Source organism: Streptomyces sp. NPDC051315 (genome assembly GCF_044455165.1).
In the GTDB taxonomy this organism is placed as follows: Bacteria; Actinomycetota; Actinomycetes; order Streptomycetales; family Streptomycetaceae; genus Streptomyces.
The window spans coordinates 173,907-198,233 of sequence record NZ_JBITEN010000015.1 but is presented as its reverse complement, the minus strand read 5'-3'; the positions used below and the strand labels follow the sequence as shown (position 1 = coordinate 198,233).

Below are 24,327 nucleotides of genomic sequence, written 5' to 3'. Positions count from 1 at the left end.
CGGGCCCTGGCACGCACCAGACCCGTTCGGTCCGACCGGCAGGCACCCGCACTCGAAACCGGCCTGATCCACCGGACACCGCCTAGACTCTCCGGTGTGGTGAGCACCGACTGGAAGAGCGACCTGCGGCAGCGCGGCTACCGCCTGACCCCGCAGCGGCAACTCGTGCTCGAAGCCGTGGACACCCTGGAGCACGCGACCCCCGACGACATCCTCGTGGAAGTGAGGAAGACCGCGTCGGGGGTCAACATTTCCACCGTCTACCGGACTCTGGAGCTCCTGGAGGAGCTCGGGCTGGTCAGCCACGCGCACCTCGGGCACGGCGCCCCGACCTACCACCTCGCCGACCGGCACCACCACATCCACCTCGTCTGCCGTGACTGCGGCGACGTCATCGAGGCGGATGTCGAGGTCGCCGCCGAGTTCACGGCGAAACTGCGCGAGACCTTCGGCTTCGACACCGACATGAAGCACTTCGCGATCTTCGGCCGCTGCAAGGACTGCTCGCTCAGGGGTTCGGCGGCCAAGAGTTCAACTACCGAGTCGTAGGCTTGGCTTCATGAAGAGCCCCCTGCTGTCCCTGCCCGGCGCCGTCCCCGCCGAGGGCGTGGACGAAGGCGTCGCCGCCCACTACGGCGACCTGTTCCGCGAGCAGCGCGCCCTCGCCGACGGCACCGGATTCGTGGACCTCTCGCACCGAGGGGTCGTGACGGTCTCCGGTGAGGACCGGCTCAGCTGGCTGCACCTGCTGCTCACCCAGCACGTCAGTGACCTGCCCGCGGGCCAGGCCACCGAGGCGCTGATCCTTTCCGCCCACGGCCACATCGAGCACGCGCTCTACCTCGTGGACGACGGTACGACGGTCTGGGCGCACGTGGAGCCCGGCACCCAGGGCGCGCTGATCGCGTACCTGGAGTCGATGAAGTTCTTCTACCGGGTCGAGGTCGCCGACCGCACGGACGCCTTCGCGGTGGTGCACCTGCCGGCCGGTTCGATCGCCGAGGTGCCGGAGGGCGTCGTCATCCGCGAGACGGCGTACGGCCGTGACCTCTTCCTCCCGCGCGCCGACCTGGAGTCGTACGCCGAGCAGGCCGGCCCCGCCGCCGGGATCCTCGCCCACGAGGCCCTGCGCGTCGAGCGGCACCGCCCGCGCCTCGGCTTCGAGACCGACCACCGCACCATCCCGCACGAGCTGGGCTGGATCGGTACCGCCGTCCACCTCCAGAAGGGCTGCTACCGGGGGCAGGAGACGGTCGCCCGTGTCCAGAACCTGGGCAAGCCCCCGCGCCGCCTGGTCTTCCTGCACCTGGACGGCAGCGAGGTCCACCTGCCGCCGGCCGGCACCGAGCTCCGCCTCCGGGACGACGGCCCCGAAGGCCGCAAGATCGGCTTCATCACCACGTCCGTACGTCACCACGAACTCGGCCCGGTCGCCCTGGCCCTGGTGAAGCGGAACGTCCCGGTGGACGCGCCCCTGGTGGCGGACACGACGGCGGCGGCCCAGGAGGTCGTGGTCGAGCCCTGAGCGGCCCTCGCCCGCCGGGTCCCGTGCGACGGGCCCCGGCGTGCCGGTGAGCGCGGTCCGGGCCGGCGCCGTCCGGGCCGGTCGGTGCGGGTCGGCGTCCGGTCAGCGCGGAACGGCGATCCTCGCCGCCAGTGTGAAGCCCGAACCGCTGATCGTCACGGCGGTGCCGAGCGCCTCGAGCGTGCCCGGCATCAGGAGCAGCACCGCGACGGCGCCCAGGAGCGCCGCGACGGCGATGATCACCGCCGCGATCGCGTTCGACACCGGCAGTCGCGCGACGCCGGTCCCGTCCTCCCCCGTCCCCGGTGGTGTCCCGGGGCCCCGCTCCGCGGGCAGGTGGTGTCCCATGCCCCTCTCCCTTCGTCAGCCCAGGTGAGCGGCCGACGCGGTAGCAGCCGCGGTGGCCGTGCCGGAGACATGCCCACCGGCCGGGCGACGCAACACCGCGCCGGTGTACGGGAAAAGGGATACGGCCGGGAGGGGAGGCGGCCTCCGCCGTTCTCCGTAGGGAACGAACGACTGTCCCCGGGGCCGCTGGAGGCCCCCGGGGCGATCCGAGTCCTCCGGGGCCCGCTGCTACAGGCCCCGGTGATCAGCTGCGACGGCCTCCGTCTCCGGCTCACCTGGGCTGACAGGGAAGCCAGGAAACCGAGGGCATCTTGCGCCAACACTGCCCAGTTGGCAACCAACTCTGCGGTAGTTATCCCCGCATGGCCGGGATCCATAAACAAGCTGCCGACAACTGCGGGCACGTGGCGTGAAGCCGTCCCGGCGAAACCCCGGCCGGCCCGTCATGTCCCCGGCCGGCCCCACAGGCCTGCGGTGCCCGGCTCAGATCTCGATCAGGACGGTGAACGGGCCGTCATTCGTCAGTGAGACCCGCATCTGCGCCCCGAACCGGCCGGTCGCCACCGTCGCGCCCAGGGAACGCAGCTGGGCCACCACCTCGTCGACGAGCGGTTCGGCGACCTCCCCCGGGGCGGCCGCGTTCCAGGTGGGACGGCGGCCCTTGCGGGCATCGCCGTAGAGCGTGAACTGGCTGATGACCAGCAGGGGCGCGTCGACGTCGCTGCACGAGCGCTCGTCGGCCAGCATCCGGATCGACCACAGTTTCCGGGCGAGCTGGGCGGCCTTCTCCTTGGTGTCCTCGTGGGTGACACCGACCAGGACGCACAGGCCCTCGCCGACGATCTCGCCCACCGTCTCGCCGTCAACGACGACACTCGCGCCGTCCACCCTCTGCACCACTGCACGCATGCGCACCATCATGCCGTGCGCTCCCGCAACCGCCGCTCAGGGAATTCTTTTTGATCCTTTGGCCCGCATCTGGGCCGTTCGGGGGCACTCGGTCACATAGCGGCCACTTGGGGTGGCACGATGCTTTCCACACGCCGGTCGAGGGGACGGTAGAGGCACATGAGCACACCGAGCACCGGGCAGCTGGGCCCGACCACCCAGCGTCCGCCCGTGCAGCGCACCGACAGTCCACCCTGCGCTCCGCGCACGGATCCGCCCGAGCGCGGCCTGGCCCGCCTGAGCCTGCCCGAACTGCGCACCCTGCGCCGGGACGCCCAGCGCGACGAGGCCGACCTCAGCTACGTACGACGGCTGCTCCAGGGCCGTATCGACATCCTGCGCGCCGAACTGGGCCGCCGCGGCCCGGCATCCGTACCCGAGCCGGCCGAGGCCTCCATGGTCGCGCGCCTGTCGGAGATCCTCACCGACGCCCCGGCCCGCCAGCGCTCCTCCGCCCGCCACGTCACCCTGGGCACGCCGCACGGCGAGGAGTACCGCCGGCTGGCCGCGGACATGCTCGCCGACGTCGAACTCTCCGACCTCGACGCCCGCACCGACCCCGAGCTGCACGAGGCCATGGCCCGCCTCGTCCGCTACGAGCAGCAGGTCTCCCGCCGCCGTCAGCTCCTGCAGAAGACCGCGGACGACTGCGGCGCGGAGATCACGCGGAGGTACCGGGAGGGGGAGGCGCAGGTGGACGACCTGTTGGTGTAGGCGGGAGCGGGCGGGCCGGCGGACAGGCGGGATGGGCCGGGCCGGCGGAACGGGCCGGGCCGGCGGAACGGGCCGGGGCCGGCGGGACGAGGAGGGATCCGGAGGGACGGGCGGGGCCGCAGGGGCGGAAAACTCCACGACACCGGCCCGCGACCCGCCTACCGTGGCCCCATGAGCGACCCGCGCCCCGCCATCGACGTACGTCCCGTCACCGAAGACGAGTTCCCCGACTGGCTCCGCGCGGTGAACACCGGCTTCCTGCGGGAGCCGGTGGCCGCCGAGCCCGAGCTGTCGAACCGCCGGACCGAATTCGTCCCCGGCCGTTACCTGGGCGCCTTCGACGTCGGCCGGTGCGTGGCCACCTTCCGCTCCTTCGACCAGCAGCTCACGGCCGTCGGCGGAGCGCCCGTCCCCGCCAACGCCGTCACGGGCGTCACCGTCACCGCCACCCACCGGCGCCGAGGCCTCCTCAGCCGGATGATGGGCCATGACCTGGCGGCCGCGAAAGACCGCGGGGCCGTCGTCGCCACCCTGATCTCCGCCGAATACCCGATCTACGGCCGGTACGGCTTCGGCCCCGCCACCTGGGCGACCGAGTGGACCGTCGACGTGCCGCGCACCGGCCTCGACCCCCGCCGCTCCGGCCAGGACGAGGCCGGCGGCCGGATCGACCTCGTCGACGGCGAGGACGTCCGCAAGCTCGGCCCCGACCTGCACGAGCGGATCCGCCGCGTCCAGCCGGGCGCCGTCAGCCGCAGCGACCTGTGGTGGCAGCTCAACACCGGCGTCGTACGCTTCGGGCCGTCGTGGACCGAGCCCTTCCACGCGCTGTACCGCTCGCCGGACGGCGAGGTCGAGGGCCTGGCCGCGTACACCGCGGACGACCACTGGCCCGACAAGCGGCCGCACGACACGGTGTCCGTGAAGTGGCTGCTCGCGGCGACCCCGGCCGCCGAGCGCGCCCTGTGGCGCTACCTCTGCTCGATCGACTGGGTCACGACGGTGAAGAGCGGCTGGCGCGCCCCCGACGACCTGCTCCCCTTCCTGCTGCCGGACCCGCGGTCGGCCAGGATCACCGCGCACGCGGACTGGATGTGGGTGCGGATCCTGGACGTCGTACGGGCCCTGGAGGCGCGGACGTACGGGGGTGAGGGATCGCTGGTGCTGGAGGTGGCCGACGCGGGAGGCCTGGCCGCGGGCCGCTACCGGCTGGAGGCGTCGCCGCGCGGCGGATCCTGTACGCCGACGGCACAGAGCGCCGACCTCTCGCTGGACGTGGGCGAACTGGCGAAGCTGTGGCTGGGCGACGAGTCGGCGGTGCGGCTGGCGGCGCTGGGGCGGGTGCGGGAAGAACGAGCGGGCGCCGTCCGGTCGGCCGACGCCCTGCTGCGTACGTCCAGGCGACCTTGGTGCCCGGACCTGTTCTGACGCTCCTTCCTGTCGCCGGCCGTGCCATCTCGGTGATCCGTAGCAGTGACAGCCGAGTCGGCGGTGCAGTGCTGTGCCGTTGTTCAGTTGTGGCTGTGCGGTGGTGCCCGATGTTCAGTTGTGGCTGTGCTGTTCGGTTGTGCCGCGCGATGCGCTCGGAACGGTCGGGCTCCCGGCTCCCCTCCGGAGGGGAGTCCGACCAACCTGGTGAAGTACAGCCATGTTGGATTAGTTGGTTGCCAACTTAGCGGCAGTTGTTTCGACTTGGAAGTGTCCTGTAACCACCTATTGAGCAACTGCCCTAAGATGGCGCAAAGTTGTAGTGTTGCGCTGTGAAGTCGGAAAGCGCCGTGCTCAACGGTCGACGGAGACCGCGTCCGTCACCCCCCGAGGTGGCGGACGTGCTGCGCGCCCGGATCAGGTCCGGTGCGCTCAGGCCGGGCCAGCGCATGCCCACCCAGGCCCAGCTGGCCGACGAGTTCGGCGTGGAACGCGGCACCGTACGTCAGGCGCTGCGGATCCTCCAGAGCGAGCACCTGCTGACCAACATGTCCAAGGGGAGCCCGGCGACCGTCGCCCCCGACCCGGCCGGGACGCTCGTCGGCTCCTCGGCGCCGCCACTGCCCACCGCGGTGGCCCTGACCCCGCGGATCACCGCGGCTTTCGGCGCCCCGCACGTCGAGATCGACGCCGTGTGCCTGACCTCGGCCACGCTGACGCTCGCCCTCGGCGAATCCCTGCGTCAGATCCACGCGGGGCGACTGAAACCGGCCAAGGTGGACGTGCGCGTGCTGCTGCCGTCCCGGGACATCGACCTCGCCTTCCCGGTGCCGGTCGAGGACCAGGGCCGTGACGACCCCGTCCACCGGCAGTGGCTCGCGACGCGCAACGCCCAGGGCCAGGTGCTGCGGCACAACCTGCTGGCCCTGCGCTCCACGCACGGCATCGACGTCCGGGTGACCTTCCGCGCGCTCCCCTTCACCCCGCCGGTCAAGCTCTACCTCCTCAACGGGACGGAGGCGCTCTTCGCCTACTACACCCTGCGCCGCCGGGCGGCGGGTCTCGACGACGTGCAGCTGGAGACGTACGGCGCCGAGGGCTCCCAGTCGATGCTGTTCAGCTTCGACCAGGGCGCCGGACCGCGCGACAGCGCCTTTGTCGAGCAGTCGCACCTGTGGTTCAACTCCCTGTGGGAGACCATCAGTTCCGAACTGCTCCTGACGGGTTGAAAGCGCCGTACCGTGGGCGCGTGACCGAGGAGAACACGGCTGTGAACGGCAGCAGACGGCACAGGCCACAGGAGATCGCCGAGGCGCTGCGGGCACGCATCCGCCTCGGGGAGCTCAAGGCGGGCGACCGTCTGCCCACCCAGGCCGAGCTCGCCGAGGAGTTCGGGGTCGAGCGTGGTGCCGTACGCCAGGCCCTGCGGGTACTCCAGGAGGACGGCCTCCTCACCAACGTCAGCAAGGGCAGCCCGCCGCGCATCGCCGAGCCGACGCCGGCCCGCAACGAGCCCCAGCCCACGATGGTGGCGCTGTCCCCCCGTATGGCGGCCGCCTTCGCCGCACCCCACGTCCGGATCGACGCCGCCTGCCTCACGGCCGAGACCCTCATGCTGGCCCTCGGCGAGCCGCTGCGCCTCATCCACGAAGGCCGCATCCGCCCGGACCGGGTCGACGTCCGCATCCTGCTGCCGTCCCGGGACATCGCCCTCGCCTTCCCGGTCCAGGTCGAGGGTCACGGCGACGACGACCCGGTGCACCAGCGCTGGCTGTCGCTACGCAATGCCCAGGGCCAGGTCCTGCGGCACAACCTGCTCACCCTGCGCGCGCACGGCATCGACGTCCATGTCACCTTCCGCGCCCTGCCGTTCACCCCGCCGGTGAAGCTGTACCTCCTCAACCGTGAGGAGGCCCTGGTGGCGTACTACATGGTCACCCGTCGCGAGGAGGCCACCGATACGGGGACGCTGGACGTGTACGACGTGCTCGGTTCCATGTCCCTGCTCTTCTCCTTCGAGGCGGGTCAGGGCCCGAGGGAGGCGGCCTTCGTGCAGGAGTCGCAGCAATGGTTCGACGGCCTCTGGGAAACCATCACCACGGACCTGACACTCGGCTAGTGCCCTTTGAACCGAGCGAGCTCCGAGAGCCGAACGAGGCGCGGCGGCGACGGGGAACCCGCGGGACGCGAGGCGGGTGCTGAGCGAGGGGGTCGCGGAAGCCGGCGCGGCCCAGCGGCAGACAGGCACCCTCAAACCGGGCTGCGTAGGCTCGCCCCATGAGTGACACCGGGCTGCGCGAGCGCAAGAAGAGGCGGATGTACCAGGTCGTGTCGGACGTCGCCGTCCGCCTGTTCCTGGAGCGTGGTTTCGACGCGGTGTCCGTGGCCGAGGTGGCCGCCGCCGCGGAGATCTCCAAGCCGACCCTCTTCCGGTACTTCCCGGCGAAGGAGGACCTCGTGCTGCACCGGATCGCCGATCACGAGCGGGAGGCGGCGGAGGTGGTCGCGGGGGCGCGGGCGGAGGGGGTCGCGCCGCTGGCCGCCCTGCGCCGGCACTTCCTCGACGGGCTGGCCGCCGCCGATCCCATCACCGGGATCAACGACCACCCGCAGGTGCGCGCCTTCTACGCCCTGCTGTACGGCACCCCCGCCCTGGTCGCCCGGCTCCACGCCCACCTGGAACGGTCCGAGGCCGCCCTGGCCGACGCCCTCGGCGGCGACCTCGACGCCCGGCTCGCGGCCGGCCAGATCATCGCCGTACGGCGGATCCTCGCGCAGGAGAACTGGCGGCGGATCACGGACGGGGAGCCGGTGGAGGACGTGCGGACGGACGCGGTGGCGGCGGCGGAGCGGGCCTTCGCGGTGCTGGGGGCGGGGATGCCGCACCTGGCGTAGGGTGGCACCTTGTTGTGAGATGCGGTTATAAATTTAACTCGGTTACGTTATACGGGTAGGCTCGCCCGCATGACGTCACCCGACCCCGCCCCGAAGGACGACCAGCCGACCCCGCTCCCCGCCCCCGCCCTCCACGCCGCCCTCCTGCGGGAACGCGCCCACCACGACGCCTGCCGCGCCGCCCTGGCCGCGATGCTGGCGGGCGCCGACCACCAGGTCGTCACCGGCGAGGACGTCTCCGCCTCCGGTGCCGACGCCGAGGTCCTCGGACACCGGCTGCGCAGCCAGGCCAAGGCCCTGCGCGAACTCCCCCCGGGCCCCCTCTTCTTCGGCCGCCTGGACTTCGCCGAGGGCGCCGGCGGCGACCATGACGGCCTCGGCTACCACATCGGGCGCGTGCGCATCAGCGAGCACCCCGCCGCCCCGCCCCTCGTCGTCGACTGGCGCGCCCCCGTCTCCCGCGCCTTCTACCAGGCGAGCGCCCGCGACCCGCAGGGCGTCGCCGTCCGCCGCCGTTTCGGCTGGGCGCCGGGCAGCCGGGGCGACTCCGCCGACCTGACCGGCCTGGAGGACGAACACCTCGGGCGGGGGGAGTCCGCAGGGTCCGAGGTGCCCGGGGTGAGCGACCTCGTCGCCCGGGAGATCGAACGCCCCCGGGTCGGGCCGATGCGGGACATCGCCGCGACGATCCAGCCCGAGCAGGACGACCTCGTACGGGCCGAGCCGGCCCAGTCCGTGTGCGTGCAGGGCGCCCCCGGCACCGGCAAGACCGCCGTCGGCCTGCACCGGGCCGCGTACCTCCTCTACACCCACCCCCAGCGCGTCCGCCGCGGCGGCCTGCTGATCCTCGGCCCCAACCGCACCTTCCTCTCCTACATCGCCGAAGTCCTGCCCTCCCTCGGCGAGACGGGCGTCCGGCAGTCCACCCTCTCCGACGAGATCGCCCGCCACCCGGTGACCGCGACCGACCCCGCGCCCACCGCCGCCGTCAAGCACGACCCGCGCATGGCCGAGGTGCTGCGCCGGGCGCTGTACGGCAGGGTGACCGCCGACGGGGCGGACGGCCTCACCGTGCCGGACGGCTCGTACCGCTGGCGGGTCACGGGTGACGAACTGGCCCGGATCGTGACCGACGTCCTCGCCGAGGAGCCGCCGTACGAGGTCGGGCGCGAGCGCGTGCGGAGCCGGATCGTGCGCCGGATCCAGGAGCAGGCCGAACGGCGTGGCGGGCCGCCCCCCGCCTCCTGGCTGCGCCGGCTGGAACGCGCGAGGCCGGTGAGCGCGTGCGTGGAGCGGGTGTGGCCGAAGGCGCGACCGGAGGAGGTGGTGCACGGACTCCTCTCGTCCTCCGAGGAGCTGGAGCGGTCATCGGCCGGCCTGCTGAGCGCCGACGAGCGGGAGGCCCTCCGCCGGCCGCGCCCGCCCCGCTCCGTCAGGTCCGCCCGCTGGTCCTCCGCCGACCTGGTCCTCCTCGACGAGGTGGCCGGACTCCTCGAACACCCGCCGGGCTACGGGCACATCGTCGTCGACGAGGCGCAGGACCTCTCCCCGATGGAGTGCCGGGCCATCGCCCGCCGGGTGCCGTTCGGTTCCCTGACGGTCCTCGGCGACCTGGCCCAGGGCACCACCCCCTGGGCCGCGCGCTCCTGGCGGGACCTGCTGACCCACCTGGGCAAACCCGACGCGAAGGTGGTCCCGCTGACCACCGGCTTCCGTGTCCCCGGCGCGGTCCTGGCCCTCGCCAACCGCCTGCTGCCCCGTCTCGGCACCGACGTGCCGCCCGCCCGTTCCCTCCGCCGCGACGGTGAACTCCGCATCCGGCGGGCGGAGGGCGACGTACCCCAGGCGGTGGTGGCCGCCGTCCGCGACGCCCTCACCCACGAGGGGTCGATCGGCGTCATCACCACCGACGCCGAGGCGCCCCGCGTCCACCGTGCCCTCACCGAGGCCGGCATCCCCACCGCGACCGGCCCCGAGGACGCCACCGCCCGTGTGACGGTGGTCCCCGCGACCGCCGTCAAGGGCCTCGAGTACGACCACGTCGTCGCCGTCGAACCGATGGCGATCGCGGAGGCGGAGGAACGGGGGCTGAACCGGCTGTACGTGGTGCTGACGCGGGCCGTGTCGCGGCTGGAGGTGGTGGAGGGGAGAGGGGTGCCCTGGTAGGGCACGGGGTGGCCGCGCCCGGGGCGCTCGGGCGATGCTGGACGGCGATGCTGCTCTTCCTCGACGTCGACGGGCCGCTGATCCCGTTCGGCGGGCCGGGGCCGTACCCGGTCCACGGCGCCCGCGCGGGGATCGACCCCTCCCCGCACCCGCTCCTGACGCGCCTCGCCCCGTCCCTCGGCCCGCGGCTGCTGGCCCTGGGGTGCGAGCTGGTGTGGGCCACGACCTGGCTGGACGACGCGAACGCCGTCGTCGCGCCGTGGCTCGGACTGCCCCCGCTGCCCGTGGTGGACTGGCCGGAGACCCCGACGCGGGCCGGCCTGCACTGGAAGACACAGGCCCTGGCCGCCTGGGCGGACGGCCGGCCCTTCGTCTGGCTCGACGACGAGATCACGCCCACCGACGCCGCCTGGGTCGCCGCCCACCATCCGGCCCCCGCCCTCCTGCATCGCGTGGACCACCGGTACGGCCTCACGGACACGGATTTCGCGGCCCTGGAGGCCTGGCTCGACCGACCGCTCCCGTACACGTCGACGCACACGGCGTGAACCGGGCCGGGGATCAGCCACCGCGCTCGGCCGCCTGGCCGGCTCGGTGGCGCGACGACATCACCGGCGCGACGACATCACCGACACGGTGCGCACCATGGCCGCGAGCCTCGAGGACGCGTACGGCTGCCCGTCAGGCCCGAATGGGATGCGGACGGCGCGCGGGCCGCCGACGAGCGGGACTGTCGGCCGCCCGTGACCACGGAGGGGAGGCCCTGGGGTCCGACGTCTCCGGCGGCGCGTCATCCGGTTCACGGAGACGGGGCATCCCGGGGAGCTGCAGGGGTACGCGCGTCCCGGAGGCTGTCGGAGGGCGCGCCCGCCCGTGACGCGACACACTTTTGCAAGCGGGTGCTTGCAAAAGTTAGCAACGGTGGGGCACGCTGGAGGCATGGCATCGCTCAACGTCGGCAATCTCGGTGAGTACCTGCGCGAGCAGCGGCGCAACGCTCAGCTCTCGCTGCGGCAGCTCGCCGATGCCGCCGGGGTGTCCAATCCGTATCTGAGCCAGATCGAGCGCGGGCTGCGCAAGCCCAGCGCGGAGGTGTTGCAGCAGGTCGCCAAGGCGCTGCGGATCTCCGCCGAGACGCTGTACGTCCGCGCCGGCATCCTCGATGCCGAGCGGGACCGGGACGAGGTCGAGACGCGCGCCGTCATCCTCGCCGATCCCACGCTGACCGAGCGGCAGAAGCAGGTGCTGCTGCAGATCTACGAGTCCTTCCGCAAGGAGAACGGATTCGCGGTCACCGACGCTGCGGTGGACGCCCAGGACGACGACGACACCGTGAGCGGCCTCCGCACGACCGGCGGCACCGACGCCGGTCCGCAGCAGACGGCCGGTTGACCGGACCAGGGGACCGGCCGCCCGACTGCGGACCCGCACCGACCGACACCCACGAACGCGACACACGCCCACAACGCGAACACCGGAGGACCATCACCATGGCCATCGCCGACGACCTGCGCAAGACCTTCACCGACCCGACCCCCCTCTACTTCGCCGCCGGCACCGCCGACCTGGCCATCCAGCAGGCGAAGAAGGTGCCGAGCCTGGTGGAACAGCTGCGCACCGAGGCCCCGGCCCGGTTCGAGGCCGTCCGCAACACCGACCCCAAGACCGTCCAGGAGAAGGCCGCCGCCCGCGCCAAGGAGGCCGGCGTCAAGGCGAAGGAAGCGCAGGAGAGTCTCCAGGCCAGGGTGGGCGAGTTCCTCGGCGCCCTCGACGGTGACCTGAAGAAGCTGGGCAGCACGATCGACGCGGACCTCAAGAAACTCGGCGAGAGCGCCCAGGACCTCGCGCTGCGCAGCGTCGGCGTCGCCGCCGAGTACGCCGTGAAGGCCCGCGAGACCTACGAGAAGGTCGCCGAGCACGGTGAGCAGGCCGTGAGGACCTGGCGCGGCGAGGCCGCCGAGGAGATCGAGGAACTGGCGATCGTCGTCGAGGGCAGGGACGAGCCGAAGCCCGAGCCGGTCCAGGTCAAGGAGGAGCCGAAGTCCGCCGAGGCCGGGCCCGCCGCGGCGACGGGGGCTCCCGCCAAGAAGGCCCCGGCCCGCAAGACCACCACCGCGAAGAAGACCACTCCGCCGGTCAGGTGAGACCTGCGGGAGAGATCCACGAACGGATCACACTGGGGTCCGCGGACGGATCGCGTACGGATGCGGATACGCGTGACGGATCCACGCATACGGATGCGCATGGCGGGATCCGTACGGAGACGCATACGGGTACGGATACGGCGACGGGCCGGGCACTCGGACGGTGCCCGGCCCGTTGTACGGGTAACGGGAGCGCGGTTGCGGGTACGGTGACCGCGTAAGGACGAGCCGAGTCGTGCCGAGTCGGGTGGTGGACGTAGTGCTGATGCAGGGGTTCGCGGGGTTCATGTCATTGCTGAGCCTGGCGCTGATCGTGTTCAGCGGCTTCGCTCTGTTCGACGCCGCCATCCGTCGCGAGGACGGCTACCGGGCGGCGGACAAGAAGACCAAGCCCTTCTGGCTGATCATCCTCGGGCTCGCCTTCGTGGTGAACCTGCTCTTCCCCATCCTGTCGTTCCTGCCGATCATCGGCCTGATCGCGACCATCGTGTACATGGTCGACGTCCGGCCCGCCCTGCGCTCCCTGCCGGGCGGCGGCCGCAGCCGGGGCGGTTCCAGCAGCGACGGGCCGTACGGGCCGTACAACGGCGGCCGGTAGACGCCCCGGCGGGGGCTCCGGCTCCGGCTCAGGCGCCTCCGGCTCTCGGGCGCCTCTGGCTCGGGTGCGGCCCCGACGGGCGCGGCTTAGACGCCCGCACGGGACCCGGCGGCCGGCCACCCTCGCCCAGCGTCCGCACAGACGCGCCGCGATCGACATGACGAGACCACGGACGGTGGGCGTCCGAACAACTCCCCGGCCCCCGAGCGTTACGGCACCCGGTCCAGCAGCAGCACCGCCACGTCGTCCGTCAGCTCCCCGCCGTTGAGCTCCCGCACCTCGTTGACGGCCGCCCGCAACAACTCCTCGCCGCTCAGCCCCTCGGCGAGCTGGCGGCGGATCATCTCCACCATGCCGTCCTGACCCAGCCGCTCCCGGCCCTCGCCGACGCGCCCCTCGATGAGACCGTCGGTGTACAGCATCAGGCTCCACTCCGCGCCCAGCTCGACCTGCATCCGCGGCCAGCGGGCGCCCGGCAGCAGGCCGAGGGCGGGGCCGTTGTTGTCGTACGGCAACAGTCGGGCCGGCCGGTCCGGGCGGGCGATCAGTGGTGCCGGATGGCCCGCCAGGCACAGTCCGGCCCGACGGCCGTCGGGCGCGATGTCCACCGTGCACAGCGTCGCGAAGATCTCGTCGTCGTCGCGCTCGTGCTCCAGCACCTGCTGGAGGGTGTTCAGCAGTTCGTCGCCGCACAGGCCGGCCAGCGTCAGCGCCCGCCAGGCGATCCGCAGCTCCACGCCGAGGGCGGCTTCGTCCGGGCCGTGGCCGCAGACGTCGCCGATCATGGCGTGGACCGTGCCGTCCGGGGTGCGGACGGTGTCGTAGAAGTCACCGCCGAGCAGTGCGCGCGAGCGACCGGGGCGGTAGCGGGCGGCGAAGCGCAGCGTGGAGCCCTCCAGCAGCGGTGTGGGCAGCAGGCCGCGCTCCAGGCGGGCGTTCTCCTGGGCGCGCAGCTTGCCCTCGGCGAGCCGCCGCTCGGCCGTGTCCGAACGCTTCCGCTCCACCGCGTACCGGATGGCACGGCTCAGCAGCCGGCCGTCCAGCTCGTCGCGGAACAGGTAGTCCTGGGCGCCGACGCGCACCGCCTCCGCACCGCGCTCGGCGTCACCGGACGCGGTCAGCGCGAGCACGGCGTGCCGCGGCGCGAGCCGCAGCACATGCCGGAGTACGGCGAGCTCGTCGTCGTCGACGCGGCCCGGGGCGGGCAGCGCGAGGTCGAGCAGGATGCAGTGGACGTCGTCGGTGAGCAGCCGCTCGGCCTCGGTGAGGTTGCGGGCGGTGCGCACGCGGATCGGCTTGCCGGCCGAGTCCAGCAGGTCGGGCACGATCGGGGCGGCCGTGGGGTCGTCCTCGATCAGCAGCAGTGTGAGGTTGGTGTGGGTGGCGGCGCTCACGCCGTGGGGGACGCCGTCGCCGGGTGTGGCGTTGTCCCCGACCGTCGCGTTGTTCGCTTCGTTGCGATCGTCGTTCCGGTCGTCCGTGCGCGGGGCTTCTTCCTTGGAGGGGCCGCCGACTGCGGGCGCGGCCTGCGCCTGACCACACTCCACGGCCGGGATCGCTCTCTGCCGCGGTACGGGTACGGGCATCGTGATGGGTTCCTTCCCTCCCCCCGAGGGCATGGCGGGGACGAGGGACCTCGACCCACCGACGGGGACCATAGCGGCAGAAGCCGCCGCAGCGGAATGGCGTGGAGCACGTAGCTTGATCTCAGGCCACTGTCATATGCCGCGATATCCACCGCAGTTGGGCAGTGCGGAAGGCGTCCGGGGATGACGAACGTCACGTCGGTGGGGGTTTGGCGCCTCACGGGCGTGCCGTGGGTCACGTGGTCGCGCTCACGCGAACCCACCGTGGCTGTGTCCGGCCTCACGTGCCCGGTCTCACGCGTCCGGCCTCATATGTCCGTCCTCACACGGCGGATGCCCCTCGTCGGAGCCTTCGTCGGAGCCCTTCGCCGGCCCCGTCGGGGTCAGGCGTCGGCCCGTCGGCGTCCCGCGTCGGCGCCCCCGTCGGCTCACGCCCCGACCTCACGCCCCGACCTCACGCGTCCGGTCGGACGACCCCGAGGATCGGCATCGAACCGGCCCCCGCCAGCGTGATGCTGCGGCCCGGGCGCGGGGCGTGGACCATCGTGCCGTCGCCGACGTACAGCGCGACGTGGCTGGCGTCGGAGAAGTAGATGATCAGGTCGCCGGGGCGCATGTCCTCGACCGGAACGTGCGTCAGCTGCCGCCACTGCTCCTGCGAGGTGCGCGGGATGGTGCGGCCGGCGTCCGCCCAGGCCTGGGAGGTGAGACCGGAGCAGTCGAACGAGGACGGGCCCTCGGCGCCCCACTCGTACGGCTTGCCGATCTGCGCGGTGGCGTACTGGACGGCCCGCTGCCCCTGCGCGGTCGCCGTGCCCTTGGTGCCGTCGAGGACGCCGGTGTCCAGCCAGGCGGTCTGCGCCTGCTGGGCGGCCTGCTCCTGGAGCTGGGCGAGGCGCTCCTTCTCCTCCTTCTCCAGCTGGGACTCGAGCTTCTCGGCCGCCGTGATCTGCTTCTCGATCTTCTTCTGGGCCTCCGCCTTGGTCTTGCGGTTGGCCTCCAGCTTCTGCCACTGGGTGGACGCGTCCTTGGCGTACTGCTCCAAGTCCTGCTGGGTACGGGTCATTTCGCCGATCAGGCCCTTGGTCGCCCGCTGGCCCTGGATCACCCGGCCCGCCCCGTCGAGGAACTCACCCGGATCGTCGCTGAGCAGCAGCTGGGCCTCGTCCGGCAGGCCGCCGCCGCGGTACTGGGAACGGGCCGCGGCGCCCGCGCGGTCCTTCAACTCCGTCAGCTTCTCGCGCCCCTTGACGATCTTCTTCGCCAGTTCGACGAGCTCCGCGGACTGCTTCTCGGCCTGCTCCTCGGCCGCGTTGTAGGCGTCGGTGGCGACCGCGGCGTCGTGGTAGAGCTTGTCGAGCTTCTTCCGGATCGCCTCGAGGTCCTTGTTGGGGACGGGGGCGGCCGGCGGCGGGGTCAGGTTGGGGTTCGTCGTCGGGAGCGGCGTGGGGCTCGGGGCCGCGAGCGCCGTACCCGGCACCGCAAGGACGGTGACCGCGCAGACCACGGTCACGGCCGCCGCGAGCAGGCCGCGCTTGCCCGTACCCATATGTCCCCCAAAACACCAAGAGCCGATCAAAAGTGATTTACCGTCAGTAACTTACGGTCGCCTGGGGGATCGTGCCACGACACGACGGAAAACGACAGAGGTTGCCTTCCCCCCGCTCTCTCCCCGGTACGACGATCTCGCCATCTTTGTGACGAACGCCTCACGGAGATCGTTCCCGGCGGGGAGCGGCGGGGCGGGTCGGCGGGAGCGGCAGGGGGCCGATGAGGGTGGCGGGAGCGGCGAGGGCCGATGGTGGCGGCGAGGGAGAGGGGGCCGCCGGGAGCGACGTGGGCCAACGGAGCGACGGGGGCCGTGGGGGAGCGGGGGCCGACGGGTCGGCGTTCGCCGGCCGGGAGGCGGGGCGCGCGGCCGGCGCGGTCCGGCGGTCAGGCGGGTGTGCGGCCGGCCGGGAGGCGGGCGTGAACCGCGCGGCGCCCGCCCGGTCCCGGCCTTCTCGGCGGCCTTCAGCCAGTCGCCCGCCCCGCGGTACGCCGACCTCACCCCCGAGGGGCCAACGCCTCCCACGACACCGTCACTTCTCCCTGCCGCCACCGCCCCGGCCCGCCCGTCACCGGCCAGTCCGCCGCGAGGTCCCGTACCGCCCGGATCCACCGCTGGCGGGCGCCGTAGGCGGCGTACGGCGCGGCCGCCGCCCAGGCGCGGTCGAAGTCGCGGAGGAAGGCGTGCACGGGCTCGCCGGGCACATTGCGGTGGATCAGCGCCTTCGGGAGCCGTTCCGCCAGGTCCGACGGCCGTTCCAGGGAGCCCAGCCGGGTCGCGAAGGTGACCGTGCGCGGGCCCTCCGGACCGAGCGCCACCCACACGTGCCGTCGCCCGACCTCGTCACAGGTCCCCTCGACCAGCAATCCCCCGCGGGACGTCTGCGTGGCCGGCGCGAGCCGTGCGCACAGCCGCTCCCAGACGCCGCCGACCTCGTCCTCGTCGTACTGGCGCAGCACGTTGGCGGCGCGGATGAGGTGCGGGCGCCCGGGGAGCGGCACCTCGAAGCCGCCGTGCCGGAAGACGAGACCCTCACGCTCGTACGGCTTCGCGGCCGCGACCCGGGCCGGTTCGATCTCGACCCCCACCACGCGCGCGTGCGGCGCGACGGAGCGCAGACGGGTCAGCAGCTCCACGGCCGTCCAGGGAGCGGCGCCGTAGCCGAGGTCGACGGCGACGGGGACGCCGGCGCGGCGCAGTTCGGCGCCGTGGACCGCGGCGATCCAGCGGTCCATGCGGCGCAGCCGATTGGGGTTGGTCGTCCCGCGCGTGACCGTGCCCACGGGGCGGGTCGCGCGGGATGTCATGCCTATGAGGGTATGCGGTGAGCGGGGAGGCGATCCCACGCCCGGCGGCCCCCCGCCCCCGCGACCCGTGCCCTGCGGGCTTCGTGAGCCGGCGACCCGCCCTGCGGTCCTCCCGAGCCCGCGACCCGACCCCGCGGGTCTGTCTCCTGAGCCCGCGACCCGGCCCCGCGGTCTCGCCCACGTCCCGGCCGGACGCACCTCGCCCTCGAACGGTTGAGCGACCCCCGGTAATGCCTGGGCAAAAAGCCCTCCCCTTCCCGGATCCATCGGAATGGGAATGCCCTCCTCCGGTGTTGCACCCCCTTGGAGGGCGCCCCACACCCTCCTTCCGGCATGCCCGCAGCAAGGAGGAACGCCACGTGAGCCACTACGTCAGCAGGCTCGGGCGTCGCTCTACGGCGGCCCCACCGCGGCTCAGGCTCCACCGCCGCCCCCGCCGCGTCGCCATGCTCTCCGTGCACACCTCACCCCTGCACCAGCCCGGCACCGGCGACGCGGGCGGCATGAACGTCTACATCGTGGAGCTCGCCCGGCGCCTCGCCGCGATCAACATCGAGGTCGAGATCTTCACGCGCGCGACCACCGGCGGGCTCCCGCCGACCGTCGACCTGGCCCCGGGCGTCCTCGTCCGCCATGTCGACGCGGGCCCCTACGAGGGCCTCGCCAAGGAGGACCTCCCCGCCCAGCTGTGCGCCTTCACCCACGGCGTGATGCAGGCCTGGGCCGGCCACCGCCCCGGCTACTACGACCTCGTCCACTCCCACTACTGGCTCTCCGGCCACGTCGGCTGGCTCGCCGCCCAGCGCTGGGGCGCCCCCCTGGTGCACGCCATGCACACCATGGCCAAGGTCAAGAACGCCAATCTGGCCGACGGCGACACCCCCGAGCCCGCCGCCCGCGTCATCGGCGAGACCCAGATCGTCGCCGCCGCCGACCGCCTGATCGCCAACACCGCCGAGGAGGCCGGCGAACTCGTCCGGCACTACTCCGCCGATCCCGGCAGGGTCGCAGTGGTCCACCCCGGCGTCAACCTCGACCGCTTCCGCCCCGCCGACGGCCGGGCCGCCGCCCGCGCCCGCCTCGGCCTCCCGCAGGACGCCCTGATCCCCCTCTTCGCGGGCCGCATACAGCCGCTCAAGGCACCCGACATCCTCCTGCGCGCCGTGGCCGTCCTCCTCGACGAGCGCCCCGAACTGCGCTCCCGGGTCGTCGTCCCCGTCGTCGGCGGCCCCAGCGGCAGCGGCCTCGCCAAGCCGGAAGGCCTGCAGAAGCTCGCCGCGCGCCTAGGCATCTCCGACGTCGTACGGTTCCGGCCGCCGGTCGTACAGGACCAGCTCGCGGACTGGTTCCGCGCCGCCTCCGTCCTCGTCGTCCCCTCCTACAGCGAGTCCTTCGGCCTGGTCGCGATAGAGGCGCAGGCCACCGGTACGCCGGTGCTCGCCGCCGCGGTCGGCGGGCTGCCGGTGGCCGTCCGCGACCACGAGACGGGCTTCCTGGTGGACGGCCACGAACCGGCCCGCTACGCGCGCGTGCTCGCGGACTTCGCCGACACCCCGGACCTCTCCGCGCGGATGGGCGCGGCCGCCGCCCGGCACGCCCAGTCCTTCGGCTGGGACACCGCGGCCGCCGCCACCGCCGACGTCTACACGGCCGCGACACAGGCCCACCGCCGTCGCGTACGCTCCCAGCATGGGTGAGCAGCAGCGCGCGACGCAGGTCATCGAAGGCGTCCTGAAGGACGCCGAACTGGAGTGGGAGAGCCCCGATCCCGGCACCTACGTCGTCCAGCTCCCCGGCACCCGCAAGCTGAGGACGACGGTCTCCCTCATCGTCGGCCGCCACTCCCTCTCGCTGAACGCCTTCGTCATCCGCCACCCCGACGAGAACGAGGCAGGCGTCCACCGCTGGCTCCTGGAGCGCAACCTCAAGCTGTACGGCGTGAGTTACGCCGTCGACCAGCTCGGCGACGTCTACGTCACCGCCCGCCTCCCCCTCGCCGCGGTCACCCCCGACGAGACCGACCGCCTCCTCGGCCAGGTGCTGGAGGCGGCCGACGGCGCCTTCAACACGCTCCTGGAGCTCGGTTTCGCCTCCGCGATCCGCAAGGAGTACGCCTGGCGCGTCTCCCGCGGCGAGTCCACCCGCAACCTGGACGCCTTCAGCCACCTCACCCGCCGCCCCACCGACTGAACGCCTCTGACCTGCTGTCAGCCGGCCTGCTCTGACCTGCTGCCGCTCGGCCTTCTCTGACCTGCTGTCAGCCGGCCGCCGCTCCCCGCTTCCGCCGGGGCGGAGGTGGTGGACGCGGCCGACGACCACGTCGACGTCAGGTGGCGCGCGGTGGAGCGGCGGTGGCCGCGTGACGCGCGGTCGCGTAGCGCCCCGGGGTCACCCCCACCAGCTTGCGGAAGTGCCGGGTGAGATGGGCCTGGTCGTAGAAGCCGGCGGCCACCGCGACCTCGCCCACCGGACGCCCGTCGAGCAGCAGCCGGCGGGCACGGTCGACCCGGCGCGCGGTCAGGTACTGGTGCGGCGCGATGCCGTACGCCCCGCTGAACGCCCGTACGAGATGCGCCGGATGGGCCTGGAGCAGACCGGCGGCCGAGTCGAGGCCGACGCCCTCGACCACGCTCCCGTCGAGGAGTTCCCGCAGCCGCCGCGCGAGGACGGGGTCACGGCGGGCCGGCCGTACCGGATCCCTGGGCCGCAGATGACCCCGCAGCCGCTCGCCGATCAGCGTCAGCCGGCTGTCGGCCTCCCACTCGTCGCCGGGCCGGGCCAGCGCCGCGTGCAACTGCCCGACCCGCCGCCGCAGCAGGGGATCACGCAGGTCCGGCCCGTCCACGGCGGGCCCGATCAGCTCCTCCCCGAGCACGCTCGCGTCCAGGTACAGCACCCGCTTGCGGAAGCCGTCCGGGGTGGCGGGGGAGCCGTTGTGCGGCACGTGCGGCGGCAACAGCGACACCGTGTCGTGCGGCGTCCCGTGCTCGTGCCGGTCGAGGTCGTAGCGTACGGCCCCGTCGTCGACGATCAGCAGCGTCCAGGCATCGTGGACGTGCATCGGGTAGGCGTACCCGGTGAAGTGCGCGTGGAAGACCTCCACGACACCCGGGACCCGGGGGCGCCAGGCGGAGACGTCGGCGGTGGTCCGCGGCTCCGGGCGGGATACGGCCATGCAAAAAACGTACAAGACGCCGCCGCACGGCGGACGGCAGTCTCACACCATGAACGACGACGCACCCATCCGCTTCGACACGAAGATCGCCGTCCTGCTGCGCGAGGACCTGGAGACCTGGCAGCGCCTGAACGTCACCGCGTTCCTGGTCAGCGGCCTGGGCACGCAGCTTCCCGAGGTGGTCGGGGAGCCGTACGAGGACGCCGACGGCGTTTCCTACCTGCCGATGTTCCGCCAGCCGGTCCTGGTCTTCGAGGGCACGAAGGAGACGCTGACGGCGGCCCACGCCCGCGCGCTGTCCCGTGCCCTCCCGCGCGCGATGTTCACCGGCGACCTCTTCGCCACCGGCAACGACCGCGACAACCGCGCGGCGGTGCGCGCCGTCGGGACGACGGCACTCGACCTGGTGGGGCTGGCGGTGTACGGCCCGCGCAACGCGGTGGACAAGGCGCTGAAGGGGGCGCGGATGCATCCGTGAGGTGCGGGTGCCGGTACCAGTGGTGGTGGTCGGATGGCGGGGCGGTGGGTCAGGCGGCCGGCCGGTGGTCGGATGGCCGACCGGTGGGGCATACGGCCGGCCGGTGGTCAGGCGGCAGTCCGGCGGGTCAGGCCGGGCTGACCTCGGGCTTGACCGCGCCCGCATCGGCCTCGGGGGCGGTGGGGGCACCGTCGGTCTCGCCGGGGTGCTCGTCGGTCCCGGCGAGGACTTCCGCCGACGTCCGCGCCGAGGTCTCCGCCGGGGTCCGTGCAGAGGTCTCCGCCGAGGTCTCCGCCGGGGTCCGCGCCGAGGCTCCCGCCGGCGTCTCGGCCGGGGTTTCCCCGAGGGTCTTGGCCTGGGCCTCCTCCTGGGTCTCCGCCGGCAGTCGCCGCATCAGGACGGCGAACCCCACCCCCGTCACCGTCCCGACGGCCGCGCACAGGCCCCACAGCCACTCCGCCCCGAACCGGTCGATGACGAAGCCGGACACGAGCGGGGCGAGGAGGGACGCCGCGGCCCACGACATGGTGTACATGCCCTGGTAGCGCCCGCGTCCGTGCACGGGGGAGAGGCGGACGACGAGCCCGGTCTGGGTCGGCGCGTTGACGATCTCGGCGAGGGTCCACACGCAGACGGTGAGCGCGAAGACGCCGACGGACCCGGCGAACGCGGTGAGCCCGAAGCCGTACCCGGCGAGCACGGAGGAGATCACGAGCAGCCGGCCGGGGTCCCGGTGCTCGATGAACCGCGTGACCGGGATCTGCAGGGCGACGATGAGGATGCCGTTGACGGCGATGGCCATGCCGTAGTCGGCCGGGGTGAACCCGGCCTGGCCCATCGCCACGGGCAGCCCGATCACCCCCTGCTGGAAGACGAACGCGACCAGGAAGGACAGCCCGACGAGCCCCATGAACCGTCCGTCGCGCAGCACGGTGCCGAGCCCGACGGCGTCCTGCGTGGCGCCCTTGGTCTCCTTCCGGGGCCGCGACTCGGGCAGCTTGAGGAAGACGACGACCGCGCAGACGAGGGTCATCCCGGCCTCGATCAGGAAGCCGGCGAGGTAGCTGACCTCGGCGATGAAGCCGGCGGCCATGGAGGAGACCGCGAAGCCGAGGTTGATGGCCCAGTAGTTGAGGGAGAACGCCCGGACCCGGTCCTGCGGCCGCACGATGTCGGCCATCATCGCCTGCACGGCGGGCCGGGAGGCGTTGGAGGCCATGCCGACCAGGAAGGCGACGCCGGCGATGGCGACGGGATGGTGCACGAACCCCAGGGCGGCGACGGAAAGGGCGGTGGCCACCTGGGCGACGAGCAGGGTGGGCCGCCGCCCGAGCCGGTCGGCCATGACACCCGCGCCGAGGGACGAGACGACGCCGCCCAGCCCGTGCAGCGCGGCGACGAGCCCGGCGTAGGAGGCGGAGTACCCGCGGTCGAGCGTCAGGTAGAGGGCCATGAAGGTGGCGACGAAGGCCCCGAGCCGGTTGACGAGGGTGCTGGTCCACAGCCACCAGAACTCGCGGGGGAGTCCGGAGACGGTCTCCCGGGTGGCACGTCTCAGGGACGCTACGGACATGGATGATCCCCCGATGTAAGCGGCGCGAGCGGTACCGAGAACTTACGAAGGAAGCCCCGTCCAGGGCCACTCAATTAACAGAACCAGTCAACCGTCCGCTCTGCGGGCGGGAGGCGGGCCGACAGAGGGCCTTGGATTACGCTCATACGCATGGCCGACGCACCGTACAAGCTGATCCTCCTCCGCCACGGCGAGAGCGAGTGGAACGCGAAGAACCTGTTCACCGGCTGGGTGGACGTCAACCTCAACGAGAAGGGCGAGAAGGAGGCAGTCCGCGGTGGCGAGCTCCTGAAGGACGCCGACCTCCTCCCCGACGTCGTGCACACGTCCCTCCAGAAGCGCGCGATCCGCACCGCGCAGCTCGCGCTGGAGGCCGCGGACCGCCACTGGATCCCGGTCCACCGCTCCTGGCGTCTCAACGAGCGCCACTACGGCGCCCTCCAGGGCAAGGACAAGGCCCAGACCCTCGCCGAGTTCGGCGAGGAGCAGTTCATGCTCTGGCGCCGCTCCTACGACACCCCGCCCCCGCCGCTGGACGACGACTCCGAGTTCTCGCAGGCGAACGACGCGCGCTACGCCACGATCCCCCCGGAGCTCCGCCCCCGCACGGAGTGCCTCAAGGACGTCGTCATCCGCATGCTGCCGTACTGGTACGACGGCATCGTCCCCGACCTCCTCACCGGCCGCACGGTCCTGGTCGCCGCCCACGGCAACAGCCTGCGCGCCCTCGTCAAGCACCTCGACGGCATCTCCGACGCCGACATCGCGGGCCTCAACATCCCGACGGGCATCCCGCTGTACTACGAACTCGACACCGACTTCAAGCCGGTGACCCCGGGCGGCCGCTACCTCGACCCGGAGGCGGCGGCGGCCGCCATCGAGGCGGTCAAGAACCAGGGCAAGAAGAAGTAGGCGCCCACGAATAAGCCCCCTACCTGCGGTTTCTCCGCTGGGAGGGGGCTTTTCGCTGCCTCTGGGCCGTCTCCGGGCCGTCAGGGCGATGGGGCCGTGCGCTCTCCGGGCTCCGGCTCCTGTCTCCACTCCGCTCTGGCGCCGACGCTCTGGAGCACAGCGACAGCGGACTGGGCCCTGTACGCGGACAGACCCCCAAGGAGGGTGACGGGAGCTTGGCGCGCCAGGACTCGGCTGTGCCACAAGCTCTGCCCGGTCACCTTGCGCACTGCCAGGATCACATCCATCTCGCGGGGCCCACAGTCGACGAGCACCACCTCTTCCTTTCAGAGGTGGGCAGCGATGGCTTCGGCCATGGGCTCCGGGACGCCGAGGCGCGTTCGAAGGGTCGGGGTGTCGATCGGGGTGCCGGTGCGGGTGTGGTGCTCGGCGGCGACCTTGCGGGCGTGGTCGATGAGGGCGGCCGGGACCGGGACAGGCGGGCGTTCCGGTGATGCCTCGATGGCGGGCGGGTCGGGGGCAGGCGGCTCGTGGATGGGTTCGGGGCCGTCCTCCTGGTCCTCGATGACCTCGGCGCCCGTGGCCGTCTTGGGTGCGGAGTGGGCGAGGAGGGTTCCGCCGAGGAAAGCCACAGCGGGCCAGCCCGCGACGAGGATGCGCAGCCAGGCCGGGACGTCGCCGAGGTCGAGAAGGCCGGCGGTGGCGACGTTCGCGCCGAGCGACGCGGCGAGCGCGATGATGAACCAGCACCAGGCCGCTGCCTTGCCGGTGCCGGAGCGCAGCCGACGCCAGGCGGCGACGAGCAGCAGGTCCACGGACACCGGATAGGCCCAGGCTTTCCAGCCGTCCTGTCCGGCAGCCACGGCGACGTCATGGATGTGAGCGAAGGACAGCGCGGCGGCGATGAGCGCCTGCACGAGCACCGCGTCCAAACGGGCCAGTTGGGCGCGCACGATGGCGGCTCCTTCCGGGTTCGGGCAT

Annotated in this window: 25 protein-coding genes; 16 read left to right on the top strand and 9 right to left on the bottom strand. The window is 72.7% G+C overall.

Annotation, left to right across the window (positions count from 1 at the left end):
- Window positions 1-96: 96 nt before the first annotated feature.
- Entirely contained in the window at window positions 97-549 is a 453-nt protein-coding gene (locus tag ACIBBD_RS27275; RefSeq protein WP_399422210.1) for a Fur family transcriptional regulator, read from the top strand.
- Window positions 550-559: 10 nt separating this feature from the next.
- The gene (locus tag ACIBBD_RS27270; protein ID WP_399422208.1) at window positions 560-1,525 is read left to right on the top strand and encodes a YgfZ/GcvT domain-containing protein; all 966 of its coding nucleotides are present in this window, start codon (window positions 560-562) and stop codon (window positions 1,523-1,525) included.
- A gap of 102 nt (window positions 1,526-1,627) precedes the next feature.
- Here the strand turns inward: ACIBBD_RS27270 and ACIBBD_RS27265 are convergent, their stop codons facing one another.
- Together ACIBBD_RS27265 and dtd are read right to left on the bottom strand one after the other, a co-directional pair.
- Window positions 1,628-1,873, bottom strand: a complete 246-nt coding sequence (locus ACIBBD_RS27265; protein ID WP_399422207.1) for a hypothetical protein — start codon at window positions 1,871-1,873, stop codon at window positions 1,628-1,630.
- A 483-nt stretch (window positions 1,874-2,356) separates the two neighbouring features.
- Window positions 2,357-2,782, bottom strand: coding sequence for a D-aminoacyl-tRNA deacylase (gene dtd, locus ACIBBD_RS27260; RefSeq protein ID WP_399422206.1), 426 nt, complete (start codon window positions 2,780-2,782; stop codon window positions 2,357-2,359).
- Between the two features lie 159 nt (window positions 2,783-2,941).
- Here dtd and ACIBBD_RS27255 point away from each other — a divergent pair, with 159 nt between their 5' ends.
- From ACIBBD_RS27255 to ACIBBD_RS27210, 10 genes are all read left to right on the top strand, one after another.
- Entirely contained in the window at window positions 2,942-3,535 is a 594-nt protein-coding gene (locus ACIBBD_RS27255) for an aerial mycelium formation protein (protein WP_399422204.1), read from the top strand.
- A gap of 171 nt (window positions 3,536-3,706) precedes the next feature.
- Window positions 3,707-4,963, top strand: coding sequence for a GNAT family N-acetyltransferase (locus tag ACIBBD_RS27250; protein WP_399422203.1), 1,257 nt, complete (start codon window positions 3,707-3,709; stop codon window positions 4,961-4,963).
- Between the two features lie 392 nt (window positions 4,964-5,355).
- A complete protein-coding gene (locus ACIBBD_RS27245) occupies window positions 5,356-6,192 on the top strand; it encodes a GntR family transcriptional regulator (protein WP_399422248.1) in 837 nt (278 codons plus the stop codon).
- Window positions 6,193-6,212: 20 nt separating this feature from the next.
- Window positions 6,213-7,082: a GntR family transcriptional regulator gene (locus ACIBBD_RS27240; RefSeq protein ID WP_399422202.1), complete on the top strand. Its 870-nt coding sequence runs from the start codon at window positions 6,213-6,215 to the stop codon at window positions 7,080-7,082.
- 158 nt (window positions 7,083-7,240) lie between these two features.
- Window positions 7,241-7,858: a TetR family transcriptional regulator gene (locus ACIBBD_RS27235; protein WP_399422201.1), complete on the top strand. Its 618-nt coding sequence runs from the start codon at window positions 7,241-7,243 to the stop codon at window positions 7,856-7,858.
- A 69-nt stretch (window positions 7,859-7,927) separates the two neighbouring features.
- A complete protein-coding gene (locus ACIBBD_RS27230) occupies window positions 7,928-10,024 on the top strand; it encodes a HelD family protein (RefSeq protein WP_399422200.1) in 2,097 nt (698 codons plus the stop codon).
- A 47-nt stretch (window positions 10,025-10,071) separates the two neighbouring features.
- Window positions 10,072-10,572, top strand: a complete 501-nt coding sequence (locus ACIBBD_RS27225; protein ID WP_399422199.1) for an HAD domain-containing protein — start codon at window positions 10,072-10,074, stop codon at window positions 10,570-10,572.
- Between the two features lie 391 nt (window positions 10,573-10,963).
- Entirely contained in the window at window positions 10,964-11,416 is a 453-nt protein-coding gene (locus ACIBBD_RS27220) for a helix-turn-helix domain-containing protein (RefSeq protein ID WP_399422198.1), read from the top strand.
- A gap of 98 nt (window positions 11,417-11,514) precedes the next feature.
- Window positions 11,515-12,168: a hypothetical protein gene (locus ACIBBD_RS27215; protein ID WP_399422196.1), complete on the top strand. Its 654-nt coding sequence runs from the start codon at window positions 11,515-11,517 to the stop codon at window positions 12,166-12,168.
- Between the two features lie 265 nt (window positions 12,169-12,433).
- On the top strand, window positions 12,434-12,766 hold the full coding sequence (locus ACIBBD_RS27210; RefSeq protein ID WP_399422247.1) for a DUF2516 family protein: 333 nt from the start codon (window positions 12,434-12,436) through the stop codon (window positions 12,764-12,766).
- Between the two features lie 209 nt (window positions 12,767-12,975).
- Here ACIBBD_RS27210 and ACIBBD_RS27205 read toward each other — a convergent pair whose 3' ends face one another.
- The 3 genes from ACIBBD_RS27205 to ACIBBD_RS27195 all read right to left on the bottom strand — a co-directional run bounded on the left by ACIBBD_RS27205 (window position 12,976) and on the right by ACIBBD_RS27195 (window position 17,208).
- A complete protein-coding gene (locus tag ACIBBD_RS27205; RefSeq protein ID WP_399422195.1) occupies window positions 12,976-14,352 on the bottom strand; it encodes a PP2C family protein-serine/threonine phosphatase in 1,377 nt (458 codons plus the stop codon).
- A gap of 454 nt (window positions 14,353-14,806) precedes the next feature.
- Window positions 14,807-15,901 (bottom strand): NlpC/P60 family protein, encoded by a 1,095-nt coding sequence (locus ACIBBD_RS27200; RefSeq protein WP_399422194.1) that lies wholly within the window; start codon window positions 15,899-15,901, stop codon window positions 14,807-14,809.
- A 497-nt stretch (window positions 15,902-16,398) separates the two neighbouring features.
- On the bottom strand, window positions 16,399-17,208 hold the full coding sequence (locus tag ACIBBD_RS27195) for a class I SAM-dependent methyltransferase (RefSeq protein ID WP_399422193.1): 810 nt from the start codon (window positions 17,206-17,208) through the stop codon (window positions 16,399-16,401).
- 359 nt (window positions 17,209-17,567) lie between these two features.
- Between ACIBBD_RS27195 and mshA the strand changes: the two genes are divergently transcribed.
- A complete protein-coding gene (mshA, locus tag ACIBBD_RS27190) occupies window positions 17,568-18,905 on the top strand; it encodes a D-inositol-3-phosphate glycosyltransferase (RefSeq protein WP_399422191.1) in 1,338 nt (445 codons plus the stop codon).
- Entirely contained in the window at window positions 18,898-19,398 is a 501-nt protein-coding gene (locus ACIBBD_RS27185) for a YbjN domain-containing protein (RefSeq protein WP_399422190.1), read from the top strand. The genes mshA and ACIBBD_RS27185 overlap by 8 nt, the downstream gene beginning before the upstream one ends.
- Window positions 19,399-19,534: 136 nt before the next feature.
- Here the strand turns inward: ACIBBD_RS27185 and ACIBBD_RS27180 are convergent, their stop codons facing one another.
- The gene (locus ACIBBD_RS27180; RefSeq protein ID WP_399422189.1) at window positions 19,535-20,383 is read right to left on the bottom strand and encodes an AraC family transcriptional regulator; all 849 of its coding nucleotides are present in this window, start codon (window positions 20,381-20,383) and stop codon (window positions 19,535-19,537) included.
- Between the two features lie 49 nt (window positions 20,384-20,432).
- Between ACIBBD_RS27180 and ACIBBD_RS27175 the strand changes: the two genes are divergently transcribed.
- Window positions 20,433-20,861 (top strand): DUF2000 family protein, encoded by a 429-nt coding sequence (locus tag ACIBBD_RS27175; protein ID WP_399422188.1) that lies wholly within the window; start codon window positions 20,433-20,435, stop codon window positions 20,859-20,861.
- A gap of 127 nt (window positions 20,862-20,988) precedes the next feature.
- Here ACIBBD_RS27175 and ACIBBD_RS27170 read toward each other — a convergent pair whose 3' ends face one another.
- Window positions 20,989-22,434, bottom strand: coding sequence for an MFS transporter (locus tag ACIBBD_RS27170; RefSeq protein WP_399422187.1), 1,446 nt, complete (start codon window positions 22,432-22,434; stop codon window positions 20,989-20,991).
- Window positions 22,435-22,584: 150 nt separating this feature from the next.
- On the opposite strand from ACIBBD_RS27170, the gene ACIBBD_RS27165 reads away from it, so the two are divergent.
- Window positions 22,585-23,346, top strand: coding sequence for a phosphoglyceromutase (locus ACIBBD_RS27165; protein WP_399422185.1), 762 nt, complete (start codon window positions 22,585-22,587; stop codon window positions 23,344-23,346).
- An 80-nt stretch (window positions 23,347-23,426) separates the two neighbouring features.
- Here ACIBBD_RS27165 and ACIBBD_RS27160 read toward each other — a convergent pair whose 3' ends face one another.
- Window positions 23,427-23,660: a ribosomal protein L7/L12 gene (locus tag ACIBBD_RS27160; protein ID WP_399422246.1), complete on the bottom strand. Its 234-nt coding sequence runs from the start codon at window positions 23,658-23,660 to the stop codon at window positions 23,427-23,429.
- Window positions 23,661-23,672: 12 nt separating this feature from the next.
- Window positions 23,673-24,299 (bottom strand): DUF2637 domain-containing protein, encoded by a 627-nt coding sequence (locus ACIBBD_RS27155; protein WP_399422184.1) that lies wholly within the window; start codon window positions 24,297-24,299, stop codon window positions 23,673-23,675.
- Window positions 24,300-24,327 lie beyond the last annotated feature (28 nt).